Source organism: Actinospineispora acaciae DSM 45401 (assembly GCF_000620785.1).
GTDB classification, from domain to species: Bacteria; Actinomycetota; Actinomycetes; order Mycobacteriales; family Pseudonocardiaceae; genus Pseudonocardia; species Pseudonocardia acaciae.
In genome coordinates this window covers 1509998-1522124 of the sequence record NZ_JIAI01000001.1, presented here as the reverse complement: position 1 = coordinate 1522124, position 12127 = coordinate 1509998, and the positions used below count along the sequence as shown (strand labels likewise).

Annotated in this window: 12 protein-coding genes; 9 read left to right on the top strand and 3 right to left on the bottom strand. The window is 69.6% G+C overall.

Annotation, left to right across the window (positions count from 1 at the left end; translation table 11 throughout):
* Window positions 1-4 precede the first annotated feature (4 nt).
* Window positions 5-748: a DUF4286 family protein gene (locus N912_RS0107350; RefSeq protein WP_028921940.1), complete on the bottom strand. Its 744-nt coding sequence runs from the start codon at window positions 746-748 to the stop codon at window positions 5-7.
* Entirely contained in the window at window positions 745-1425 is a 681-nt protein-coding gene (locus N912_RS0107345; RefSeq protein WP_028921939.1) for a GntR family transcriptional regulator, read from the bottom strand. Before N912_RS0107345 ends, N912_RS0107350 begins: the two co-directional genes overlap by 4 nt.
* 421 nt (window positions 1426-1846) lie before the next feature.
* On the opposite strand from N912_RS0107345, the gene N912_RS0107340 reads away from it, so the two are divergent.
* The 5 genes from N912_RS0107340 to N912_RS50070 are packed head-to-tail and all read left to right on the top strand — an operon-like array spanning window position 1847 to window position 8347.
* On the top strand, window positions 1847-3325 hold the full coding sequence (locus N912_RS0107340) for an ABC transporter substrate-binding protein (protein WP_028921938.1): 1479 nt from the start codon (window positions 1847-1849) through the stop codon (window positions 3323-3325).
* A 45-nt stretch (window positions 3326-3370) separates the two neighbouring features.
* Complete coding sequence (locus N912_RS0107335) at window positions 3371-4378, top strand: ABC transporter permease (protein ID WP_245645196.1); 1008 nt, start codon at window positions 3371-3373, stop codon at window positions 4376-4378.
* 22 nt (window positions 4379-4400) lie between these two features.
* A complete protein-coding gene (locus N912_RS50075) occupies window positions 4401-5291 on the top strand; it encodes an ABC transporter permease (RefSeq protein ID WP_084210638.1) in 891 nt (296 codons plus the stop codon).
* On the top strand, window positions 5288-7072 hold the full coding sequence (locus tag N912_RS0107325; RefSeq protein WP_028921936.1) for an ABC transporter ATP-binding protein: 1785 nt from the start codon (window positions 5288-5290) through the stop codon (window positions 7070-7072). The genes N912_RS50075 and N912_RS0107325 overlap by 4 nt, the downstream gene beginning before the upstream one ends.
* A 48-nt stretch (window positions 7073-7120) precedes the next feature.
* Complete coding sequence (locus N912_RS50070; protein WP_051579784.1) at window positions 7121-8347, top strand: MFS transporter; 1227 nt, start codon at window positions 7121-7123, stop codon at window positions 8345-8347.
* A gap of 3 nt (window positions 8348-8350) precedes the next feature.
* Here the strand turns inward: N912_RS50070 and N912_RS0107315 are convergent, their stop codons facing one another.
* Window positions 8351-8977 carry a TetR/AcrR family transcriptional regulator gene (locus N912_RS0107315; protein ID WP_028921935.1) on the bottom strand — a complete coding sequence of 209 codons (627 nt, stop codon included), beginning with the start codon at window positions 8975-8977 and terminating at the stop codon, window positions 8351-8353.
* A 65-nt stretch (window positions 8978-9042) separates the two neighbouring features.
* On the opposite strand from N912_RS0107315, the gene N912_RS0107310 reads away from it, so the two are divergent.
* From N912_RS0107310 to N912_RS50065, 4 genes are all read left to right on the top strand, one after another.
* A complete protein-coding gene (locus N912_RS0107310) occupies window positions 9043-9870 on the top strand; it encodes an SDR family oxidoreductase (RefSeq protein WP_028921934.1) in 828 nt (275 codons plus the stop codon).
* Window positions 9871-10077: 207 nt separating this feature from the next.
* Window positions 10078-10605, top strand: coding sequence for a hypothetical protein (locus tag N912_RS0107305; RefSeq protein WP_028921933.1), 528 nt, complete (start codon window positions 10078-10080; stop codon window positions 10603-10605).
* 271 nt (window positions 10606-10876) lie between these two features.
* On the top strand, window positions 10877-11005 hold the full coding sequence (locus N912_RS66430) for a hypothetical protein (RefSeq protein WP_281176243.1): 129 nt from the start codon (window positions 10877-10879) through the stop codon (window positions 11003-11005).
* Window positions 11006-11269: 264 nt separating this feature from the next.
* Entirely contained in the window at window positions 11270-12073 is an 804-nt protein-coding gene (locus tag N912_RS50065; protein ID WP_051579783.1) for a PIG-L deacetylase family protein, read from the top strand.
* Window positions 12074-12127 lie beyond the last annotated feature (54 nt).

Here is a 12127-nt window from a genome sequence, read left to right as displayed (position 1 = left end):
CCTCCTATTGCGCCCGCGCGCTGTGCGCGATCCTCCGATACCACAGCCGCCACGGCGCGCTGCGCCTGAGCCAGGAGCTGGGACCTTGGGTGTAGGTCTCGGTGGCGGCCTTGAGCTGGGCCAGGGCCGCCCGGGCCGACTCGTCGCTGCCGTCCTCCAGCTCGTAGACCGCGAGGTAGCGCGGGCAGCCCGGCGCCGGGTGCTTGAGCGCGTGGCGCAGCTCGTACCTGGTACCCCGGCTGAAGCCACCGCGATCGGTGTTCTCCGGCAGGTGGTGGTCGGTGTAGAAGGCGTTGAACTCGGCCAGCTCGGCGTCGTCGGCGTCGGCGGGGGGATCGATGCCGATGATCGAGATCGCGCCCGGGGCGACGGTGGGCGCCGAGGTCTCCGCGACCCGCTGGTAGAGCACCCGCCACCGGCTGACGAACAGCTCCGACCACAGCGGGGGACCGGTGCTGTAGCTGGCCGGCGGGCCGCCGTTCCCGGTCTCGCGCGCGAGGAACTCCTCGGCCGCCCGTTCGCCGTCCACCTCGTAGGCGGCCAGGAAGGCGGCGCCGAGGTCACCGCGCTCGTCCGGTATCTGCAGGGCGTAGCGGTGCGCGCCCACGAACCCGGGATTCGCCGCGAACACCTCGGGCACGTGCGTCTCGTCGTAGAAGCGGTGGAACTGGGCGATCTCGCTCGGGTCCGAACTGTGGAAGTCACCGGCGACCCAGTACAGAAAGGCGCTCGAGAACGCGGCCGTCACACTCGCGGCTCTTGATCTTCGAGTTTCGCCAGCGCCTCCAGCGCCGCCTTCATCGCGGCCTCCACGTGCAGCCGGGACAGCTCGGCGGCGCGATCGGCCTTCCGCTCGGCGATCGCCGCGACCAGGTCGAGGTACTCCTGGCCGGACTTCTCCCTGCGCCCGGGGACGCTCAGCGACAGCCGCCGCAGCGCGTGGATCCGGGCGTGCAGCGGCGTGAGGATCGACTCCAGCAACGGGTTCCTGGCCCCGGCCAGGAGCAGCTCGTCGAAGTGGTAGATCACCGCGAGCTGGTCCTCGTCGCCGTTGCCCAGCCGCATGTGCCTGACCAGCTCCAGCACCTCGGTGTCCGTGGCGCGCTGGACGAACAGGGAGGCGGCGGCGGGTTCGAGCGCCGCGCGGACCTCGTAGATCTGCCGGACGTCGTCGCCGCTGAGCACCGCCACCCGGACGCCCCGGCTCGCCGAGGTCTCCACCAGGCCGAGCGTCTGAAGGTGGCGCACCGCCTCGCGGATGGACGTACGGCTCACCCCGGTGAGCTCCATGAGCTCGCGTTCGGTCAGCCGACGGCCAGGGGTCAGCGCGCCTTCGAGAATGGCGTGACGGATCCTGCGGACCACCTTCTGAGGAACGGACTCCGTGGGGCGGTCGATCCGCAGGTCCGGTTTCGTCTCCGGCACTGTCGCTCCTTCAAACTTTGTATGACGTAACATATCGTACGTCGATGAGCAAGGTCAACCCGTCGACGCACCCGCGAGCCCGCCATTGTCGTGGTCACTTGTCGTGGTCACCGCCCCAGCATCGAAGCACGGTGGGGCTGGAGTGAGCCCCGGGGGTTCGACGGCGAGCGCAGGGTTGACGCCCCCACAAGCGTATGATTTGATACGTCGTACAAAGACCAGTACGACCTTGCGGCTCCCCGAACGCCCGGAACACCGCGCGGTCAACGATCACACTTCTACTGACTTTTCGTCGCGCACAACGCGTCGTCGGTAATGGGCAGAACTCGCCAACGTCTTTTTCAAAGGGGCAAAGATGTTGAGACTCCTTATGGGTAAGAGAAGGCGAGTTCGAGTTCTTGCGTGCTGGGTCGGCATCACCGTGGCGGCGAGCCTCGTGGTGGCCTGCTCGGCGAGGCCCGCGAAGGAGAGCGGCCAGGGCGGCTCCGAGGGGGGCACGCTGCGCGTGGGCGTGAGCGCCAGCACGATCTCCAGCGTCGACGCCTACTCCAGGGTGCGCTCGCAGGACTACTACATCCGCAATGCCCAGCTCTTCGAACCGTTGCTGCGCCAGACCAAGGACGGGTACCAGTGGCTGCTGGCCACCGGTATCACGCACAACGAAGACAACACCGTGTGGACGGTCAAGCTGCGCCCGGGCGTCAAGTTCCATGACGGGAGCCCGTTCGGCGCGGACGACGTCATCGCCGTCTTCAACAGGATCCTCGACCCGAAGAACGCGGTCATCGAGTCGAACTACGTCAACTTCATGGACCCGAAGGGCATCAAGAAGCTCGACGACCTGACTGTGCAGTTCACCCTGGCCAAGCCCTACGGCCCGTTCCAGTTCGCCATTTCCAACAGCGACATCATCTTCTACAAGAAGGGGTCCACGGCCGCGCAGGCCATGGGCACCGGCCCGTTCCGCCTGGTCAGGTTCACGCCGGGGCGCGAGACCGACGTGGCCCGGTTCGACGGCTACTGGGGGCGGCGTCCCAAGATCGACAAAGTCAAGATCATCAGCTTCAAGACCACCGAGGCGCTGACCAACGCGGTGATCGGCGGCCAGATCGACGCCAGCTCCAACATCCTCCAGACCGCGCTGCCGGTGATCAGGGAGACGCCCAGCCTCAAGATCATGGAGAGCGACCCGATCCTGAAGGTGCTCATCGGGATGCGCGCGGACATGCCGCCGTTCAACGACGTGCGCGTGCGCCAGGCGATGCGGCTGATCCTGGACCGCAAGGTCGCGCTGTCGAACGCCTACGACGGCCTCGGGACGCTGGCGAACGACTACAAGGGCTTCCCGGTCTGCCAGCCGGACGTCCCCCAGCGGGCGCAGGACCTGGAGAAGGCCAAGGCGCTGCTCGCCGAGGCCGGCCAGTCGAACCTGCACCTGCCGCTGCGGACCGCGGCGAACAAGCCGGGCATGCTCCAGCTGGTCCAGATCCTCGCCGAGGACGCCAAGAAGATCGGCGTCACCATCGACGTGGTGAAGATGGACCTGGGCGCCTATCTCGAGAAGTGGGGCGAGTGGCAGTTCTACACCGGGTACGACACGGGCACCTACCTGCGCGACGTTCCCGAGATGGTCAGCAATGAGTCGACGCTGAACCATGAGCACTGGCACGACGCGGAGTTCGAGGAGCTGGCCACGAAGCTCTACGCCACCGCCGACGAGAACCAGCAGTGCGAGATCCAGAAGAAGATGAAGGCGATCGAGTACGAGCGGGGCCCGACGCTGCTGGCGGCGACGAACCCCACGGTGAGCGTGTACTCCTCGAGAATGCACGGATTCGTTCCGGCTTTCCCCTCGGGGAACCTCTACGACTTCACCGGCGTCACGATCGACCAGGACTAGGTCGCGGGTCGGGGCCGCGCCATCCGTTTGAAAGGTTCACACCTCATGGCTATCGATATGACGGCCGACTCCGCGGTCGTGGGGGCCTTGACGGCGCGCCGCTCCGTGCGTGACTCGGTGTGGTGGCTCGTGGCCCGGCGCGTGCTGGTGGGGCTGCTGACCCTCTGGTGCGTCTCGGTGATCGTCTTCCTGGCGACCCAGGCCATGCCCGGCGACCTCGCGCGCATCATCCTGGGCCCGTCGGCGACCGCCAAGCAGGTGGCCGCGCTGCGCACCACCATGGGCCTGGACCAGCCGCTGGTCACCCAGTACTGGCACTGGCTCAGCGGGGTGCTCACCGGGAACATGGGCAACTCGCTGATCGGCGGCCAGCCCGTGTCCGAGCTGCTCGGCGAGCGAATCCTGAACTCGGCGACCCTGACCGTGCTCGCGATGATCTTCATCCTGCCGCTGTCGCTGGTGGTCGGGCTGCTCGCGGCGGTGTTCCGGGACCGGATCTTCGACCGGTCCTACCTGGGCTCCGCGCTGGTCGTCACGGCCACGCCGGAGTTCGTGCTCGGCAGCCTGGTGATCGCCCTGTTCGGCACCACCGTCTTCAAGATCCTTCCGCCGGTGTCGCTGATCTCGCCGGGGGACTACCCGTGGGAGTACCCGCGCCAGCTGGTGCTGCCGGTCGCGGTCATGACGCTGGTCGGCGTCACGTACCTGTCGCGGCTGGTGCGCGTGTCGTTCATCGACGTCCTGGAGAGCGAGTACGTGCAGCTCGCCATGATCAAGGGCCTGTCGATGCGGCGGATCCTGTTCCGGCACGCGCTGCCGAACGCGCTCGCGCCCAGCATCCCCGCCGCGAGCATCCTGGCCGCCTTCACCATCGCCGGCTCGGTGGTGATCGAGTACCTGTTCGCCTACCCGGGCATCGGGTCGGCGCTGGTCGACGCGGTGTCCGGCCACGACCTGCCGATGATCCAGGCGATCATCCTGCTGATGGCGACCGCGTTCTACTGCCTCAACCAGCTCGCCGACGTGCTCGGGGCGCTGGATCGATCCCGGTAGCAGACAAAGGAGTGTGCACCCCATGACCCGAACGCGATTCGGGGAGGAAGGAGCCCAGGCCCCGACTGGGCAGGCGTCGAACTCGCAGCTGCTCCGCAGGATCCTGACCTCGCGCCAGACCCGGCTCGGTCTGATCATGCTGCTGGTAATGATCGCGTTCGCGGTCGTCGGGCCGTTCCTCGCGCCGCACTCGCCGACCGCGATCCTGGCCAAGCCGTTCGCGGCCCCCAGCGACAACCTGCTGCTCGGCGCCGACGTGCTGGGCCGTGACCTGGTCTCGCGCATCCTCAACGGCGGCTACAAGCTGGCCTGGATGGCGATCGTGTCCGCGCTCGGCGGGGTGGCGCTGGGCACCACCGTCGGGCTGGTCGCCGCGTTCTTCGGCGGCGTCGTGGACACCGTGCTGATGCGGATCGTGGACGTGATGCTGTCGTTCCCCACCACGATCATGGCGATCCTGTTCGTCGCGATGGTCGGGCCGAGCCCGGGGCTGCTGGTGCTGCTGATCGCGATCGGCCACACCCCCGGCATGTCGCGCGTGATCCGGGGTGCCGCGCGGCCGGTGGTGGCGCGCGAGCACGTCATGTGGGCGCGGACGATCGGGCTCTCGCCGGCGCGCATCCTGCTGCGGCAGGTGCTGCCGAGCGTGACCTCGCCGCTCATGGTCGAGATCGGGCTGCGGCTCATGTGGTCGGTGGTCGGGCTGGCCTCGCTGAGCTTCCTCGGCTTCGGGCTGCAGCCGCCGACCGCGGACTGGGGGCTGATGGTCGGCGAGAACAAGGACGGGCTGGCCATCCAGCCGCTGGCCGTGATCATCCCCGCGATCTGCATCGCCCTGTTCACCATCGGGGGCAACCTGTTCGCCGAGGGCGCCGCGCGCGTCATCGGGCGCACCGAGGGGGCACGCCGGTGAGCGCCGTCGAGGTCAGCGGGGTGTCGGTGGCCCTCGACGACGGCAGCGGCGTCATCGTCGACGATGTGTCGTTCCGCCTGGACACCGGCCAGGTGATGGGGCTGGTGGGCGAGTCGGGGTCGGGCAAGAGCACGCTCGCGCTGTCGCTGTTCGGCTTCACCAAGCGCGGCGCGAAGATCACCGGCGGCAGCGTCACCGTGGGCGGCGTCGACCTGCTGGCGCTGTCGCCGAACGAGCTGCGCCAGGCCCGCAGGGAGCTGATCGGCTTCGTGCCCCAGGACCCCGCCACGGCGCTCAACCCGGCGATGGCGATCGGGACGCAGCTGGTCGAGGGGATGCCCGGCACCAGGGCGGAGAACATGCCGAGGATCCGGCAGATCCTCCAGACCGTCGAGCTGGCCTCCGACGACGCCTTCCTGCGGCGCCACCCCCGGCAGCTCTCCGGCGGGCAGCAGCAGCGGGTGGCGATCGCGATGGCCGTCGCCAAAGGCCCGAAGCTGATCATCTTCGACGAGCCCACGACCGCGCTGGACGTCTCCACGCAGGCCAGGGTGCTGGAGATGGTCGCGCGCCTGTGCGAGGAGAACGGCGTGGCGGCGGTCGTGGTCTCGCACGACCTCGCGGTGGTCGCCACCGTCGCGGACTTCGCCATGGTGATGTACGGCGGGCAGGTCGTGGAGGCGGGCACCAGGGACGAGGTGCTGCTGGCCGCCGCGCACCCGTACTCGCTGGCGCTGCTCAGCTCGGTGCCGTCCACCCGGGAGCGGCTGCGGCTGATCCCCATCCCCGGCCAGGCGCCGGCGGTGGTGGCGCGGCGGCCGGGCTGCGTGTTCGCCGAGCGCTGCGCGTTCGTCGAGGACAGGTGCCGCGACGAGGTGCCGACGCTGGTGTCGACGCGGACCGGGAGCAGGGCGCGCTGCCATCGCGTCGACCACGTGCGCGAGAACAAGGTCTCGGTGGTGAAGGAGCCGGGGCTGTGCGCGGACACCGGCGACGCCGACGACACCGGCGACGCAAAGGTGCTCAGCGTGCGGCGCCTGAACGCGTCCTACGACCGGACCCAGGTGCTGTTCGACGTCTCGCTGGACATCGCGCGCGGCGAGTGCCTGGCGGTGGTGGGGGAGTCGGGCAGCGGCAAGACCACCATGTCCCGCTGCCTGATCGGCCTGCACGAGGACCAGACCGGCGAGTACCGGCTGGACGCGCGGCCGCTGCCGTCGCTGCTGCGCAAGCGGGACAAGAAGACCAAGCGCGAGCTGCAGTACGTCTTCCAGAACCCCTACGGCTCGCTCAACCCCCGCGACACGGTGGCCGGCGGGGTGGCCGTGCCGCTGCGGCACTTCTACGGCGAGCGCGGCAAGGCGGCGCGGGAGAAGGTCAGGCAGGCGCTGGACCGGGTGGAGATCCCGTGGCAGCTCGCGGACCGCTACCCGGCGGAGCTGTCCGGCGGGCAGCGCCAGCGGGTGGCGATCGCCCGCGCCCTGGTCTGCAACCCGACGCTGCTCATCTGCGACGAGGTCACCTCCGGGCTGGACGTGTCCGTGCAGGCCTCGGTGATCGAGCTGCTCAGGACGCTGCAGGCCGACGGGCTGAGCATGCTGTTCGTGACCCACAACCTGGCGGTGGTGCGCAGCATCGCCGACAGCGTGGTCGTGCTGAGCAGGGGCCGCGTGGTCGAGTCGGGCACCGCGGACTCCGTTCTCGCGGCACCGACGCATCCGTACACCCAGGGCTTGCTGGCCGACACCCTGGAAGTCACGTCCGAAAAGTCCGCGCTTTAGCAAACCCGAGTCGAGCGGAAAGGAGCGTGCGGTGACGCCCTGCGTTCTATGAGCACGATGTTCCGCTCGTTCTACGGTTTCAACTACCGGATCTGGTTCGTCGGCGGGCTGATGACGAACATCGGTGGCTGGATGCAGCGCACCGCCCAGGACTGGATCGTCATCGCCTATCTGAACCACAACAACGTCACCTCGGTCGGAATAGTCATCGGGCTGCAGTTCGCACCCGCGCTGATCCTGATGCCCCTGACCGGATACGCCGCCGACCGGATCGAACGCCGCCGGCTGATCATCGCCACCCAGGTGAGCCTGGCGGTGCTGGGCGCCGGGTTGGGGCTGCTCACCATCACCGGGGTGGTCCAGCTCTGGCACGTCTACGTCTTCGCGACGCTGCTCGGGATCGTCTCCGCCTTCGACATACCGGCACGGCAGACGTTCGTCTCCGATCTGGTGGGAAACGACGGGATCTCGAACGCCGTCGCGCTCAACTCGGTGTCGTTCAGCGCCGGCCGCCTGATCGGTCCGGCGGTCGGCGGGGTGTTGATGGCCGTATTGGGGGTCGGCCCGGTCTTTCTGATCAGTGCGGCGTCGTTCGCGGCCGTCGTGCTGTCGCTGCTGTTCATTCGTAAGCACGAGCTTTTCCCCATTCAGGGACGGGTGCGCGGGCCCGGGCAGATCCGGGAGGGTTTCCGCTACATTCGACGCCGCACGGACATCATCGTGCTGCTGGTCATGGTGTTGCTGCTCGGCGCGTTCGGGCTGAACTTCTCGGTGTTCGTCTCCGCGATGGCCCGCGTCGAGTTCGACAGGGGGGCCGCGGAGTTCGGCCTGCTGTCCTCGATGCTCGCGGTCGGGTCGTTCGCGGGCGCGCTGGTCATGGCGCGGTGGTGCCCGCCCGGGCTGCCGCTGGTGTCGCTGGCCGCCGGCGGGTTCGGGGTGGCCTGCATGGTCTCCGCGAGCATGCCCAGCTACTGGAGCTTCGCGGCGTCGCTGGTGCTGGTCGGGCTGACCGCGCAGACGCTCATGACCTCGGCGGCCAGCACCGTGCAGCTCACCACGCGACCGGAGCTGCGCGGCCGGGTGGTGGCCGTCTACATGGCGATCTTCGTCGGCGGTGCTCCGTTCGGCGCGCCGCTGGTCGGTTTCCTCGGCAACGAGCTGGGCCCGCGGTGGACGCTCATCGCCGGCGGCCTGTCCGGGCTGTTGGCCGGCGCGATCGCCGTCGGCTGGCTCGGCGCGCGACGCGCCGGGACAGGTGCGTCGCCTCCGCCGTAGCGTTCAGTCGTTCGGGCTCTCGGCCTGTCTGAGGTGCCGGACCAGGGTGCGCAGGCCCTCGGCGTAGCGCCGTTCGAACTCCGGCGAGTTCGGCGGCACCCCGAAGATCCGGCAGGCCAGCTGCGGGAGCACCACCGGGGCGGAGATCGCTCCCAGGACGGCCAGCCGCAGGGTGGCGAGGTCGATGTCGTCGGCGAGCTCGCCCCGGTCCTGCCGCGCCCGGGTGGCCGAGAGGTCCTCGGGCTCCTTCGGCGCGAGCCGCTCGCCGCGCTCGGTCAGCCCGTGCCAGGCCGCCAGGCGCGCGGGTCGCGGGTCGGCCAGGGTGTTCCGCAGGTGACAGGCGACCACGTCCTCGAACGGGACCTCCTGGTCGACCAGGTTCCACCGGTCCGCCAGCCAGTGCCGCTGCACCTCGAGGTAGAGCCCCTCCTTGCCGCCGAAGTAGTAGTTGACCAGTTGTTTGTTCACCCCGGCGCGGTCGGCGATGTCGCGCACCCTGGCGCCCTCGTAGCCCTTCGCGGCGAACTCCTCGACGGCCGCGTCCACCAGCAGCCGACGGGAGCGCTCCGCGTCGAGCTTGCGTTCCTCGGGGCCTGGGGAGCGGCGGGTCTGGTCGAGGTCCTGCGTCATGACGATCAGCTTAACCGGTCAGACGTATGGTTGAACTGTTCAGACAGATGGGTAAAGTCCAGACCATGAGCATTCTCGTCATTGGAGCCAGCGGGCACGTCGGCGGCAGCGTCGTGGCCCAGTTGTCGGCGGCGGGCCAGCGGGTACGGGCGGCCAGCCGGAATCCGGAGTCCGTCGCGCTGCCCGAGGGCGCGGAGCCGGTCGCGGTGGACCTGACGGCGCCGGACAGCCTCGCCCCGGCGCTGCACGGGGTGCGGAGGGTGTTCACCTACGCCGTGCCGGAGGCCATGGCGGACCTGGCGCGGGCCGCGCGGGACGCCGGCGTGGAGCACGTCGTGCTGCTGTCCTCGGTGGCGGCGGACCCGGCGGTGGCCGCCGGGATGGGTCCGGACGTGGACGAGATCGTCCGGCGCCACGTGGTGTCCGAGCGGGCTCTCACCGGGTCGGGGCTGGCGTGGACGTTCCTGCGGCCGGGTGGGTTCGCCACGAACGCGAAGTGGTGGGCGCCGAGCATCAGGGGCGACGGCGTGGTCCGGATGCCCTTCCCGGAGGGGCAGACGACCCCGATCCACGAGCACGACATGGCGGCGGTCGCGGTGCGCGCGCTCACCGAGGACGGGCACGACGGCAACGCCTACTGGCTGACCGGCCCGGAGTCGCTGAGCCAACGCGCGCAGTTGGACGCCATCGCGGACGCGATCGGCACGCCGATCCGGCTGGAGGAGGTCTCGGCGGACCAGGCCGGGCCGGAGTACCCGCCATCGCTGGTGCGCCATTTCGCGAACGCCGGCGCGCGGCCGCAGGAGGTCAGCCCGGTCACCGAACGACTGCTCGGCCGCAAGGGCCTGACGTTCGCGCGCTGGGCGGTGGACCACGCCGACGACTTTCGGTGAGGATTTCGCGTTCGGTGGTTTGGCTGCCGCGAGGAGCACGGGTGGTGCAGACTTGACGCCGACATGCACACACGTGACCATTCGGATGCCCGGCGCGCGCGGACCGAGTCCGTTCTTCGAGCTGCTCGAAGAACCCTGAAGGCGCAGGTCGGGCACCTTCGGCGAAGGGCCCGCGGCTCCGGGGGCCGCCTTGACGAGTTTCGCGGCATGATTTCGACATATGCGGACGACTCATACCTGTTCACGACGTCGGAAGACCGGGTCGACTACGAGGTTGCGGTGCCGTCACGAAGGATTTCCACGGAAACTCCGGGGTATCAGTGGACGATATCGGTCATCGTCGAAGGCGACCGGAGGACGGTGGCACATATCGCCTTGACCGTCGACGGGTCGGGTGCGCCGCAACTGAGGCTGGGAAGGGACCGCTACCCTGGAACCGTCCGCGGCTGGGATGAGCTCGAAGGAAAACTGCCGCTCCAGAGTCGCGGCTCACAGAAGCGCGCGCGCAGGGCGGTGGAAAGGGACACCCTGGACAAAGTCCCGTTCGACTGGCGCGGCCTTGGGTCCGGCATGGGCATGGGGCTGGCCGGAATCGCCATGGCGGTGGCCGCGCTTGCGGTGTTGTCTACGCCCTTCGTGCTGGCGGCGGTGTTCGGGCTGCCATGGCTGATCGTGGTGGTGTACGGGGGAGCCATGATCGTCTGCGTGTTCCTGAGCATCATCGGTCGGCTCTGAAGACCGGTCTCGGCCCGGCTACCCGGCCGGCAACGGTGCGCGTCACCGTCCGTCCCGAACCAAGCGCGCGTGCCTCACCCGATTGGCCTACCGACGGGCAGCATTGGTTACCCCCCGTGGGGACCGCCGCCCGGCTGCGTTATATTGCCTCACGTTCCATTGGCAACATCCGTCGCAGACGGTGATGTGGCATCCCACGTCCTCTGGCTCGGCGCCCGTGCCCCGTTCCGTGGTGCGGGCACGGGTGCCGACCAGGTTAGGGAGATCGTTGATGCGAGTACGGCACATCCGGCGGGTCGTCACCGCCGTTGTGATCGGCACCGTGGTCGTGCTGATCACCGCATGCGTGGGTTCGGCGGCCGCGATCGAGGACGAGCTGTCCGCCTGGTCGGCGGGCTGACGGACTCACTCGCCGCATACCGGCCTGGGGCGCCGCACACCCCGCACCATGCGCGACACCCCACCAAGCTATGCGGCACCCCGCGTGCGGGCACGAGCCCGCGTGCTGGCATGATCTCCTGCGTGATCGACGCGACCGACCGCCGCCGCTGCGTGTGCTGTCGCTGTTCGCTGTGTTGTCAGGGCTGTCGCACTAGCTGACCTTTCCCTCTGGCAACACGGGCCGTGCCGTTCGCCGGCCCCCGATCCTGGGTGATCACACATCATGCTCAGCACGTTCGACGTTCGCGGCCGTACCGTCCTCGCCCTGCACGCGCATCCCGACGACGAGGCAATCTTCACCGGCATCACGCTGCGGCGCCTCGCCGACGCCGGGGCCAGGGTGGTCCTGGTGGTGGCCACGGCCGGTGAGCTCGGCGAGTCCAGGGTGCCGTTGGAGCGCGGGCGCACCGTCGCGCAGCAGCGGATCACCGAGGTGGAGCGCTCCGCGGCGGAGCTCGGGGTGGCCCGGCTGGTGCTGCTCGGCCAGCGCGACTCGGGCCTGCCTGGCTGGGCCAGCGGCACCCATCCGCGCGCGCTCGCCGCCGCCGACCCGGACCGGCTGGCGCGCCGGATCGCGCGGCTGGTGGAGGCCGAGGCCGCCGACACGATGATCTACGACGACGAACAGGGCATCTACGGCCACCCCGACCACCGCGCCACCCACCGGATCGGCGCCACCGCCGCCGGCATGGTCCGCGCCGACAGCTACCGGGTCACCGTCGACCGCGAGCGCCTGCGCCACCACGGGCCGGGCCGGCACCTGGTGCAGGGCGCGGCGAGGTCGGCGGGCGTGGGCTTCGGCCGTACCAGCGACGAGATCACCCTCACCGTGACCGGCGAGCCCGACACCGTCGCGCGCAAGTACGCGGCGGTGACCGCCCACGCCAGCCAGATCGACGCCGCCACGCTGCCCGGCCACGACTTCGCCTCCGTCTACGGCACCGAGTGGTTCCGCCACGACGGTCCGCCCGGGCTGCTGCACCTGTGCAACAGGCCACCGCGCCCGGAGGCTAATCACCTTCCGTGAGGGCCGGCCGATCTGCGAGGTTGTGATCGGCCTGGCGTACGTCGGCGGAGGGCG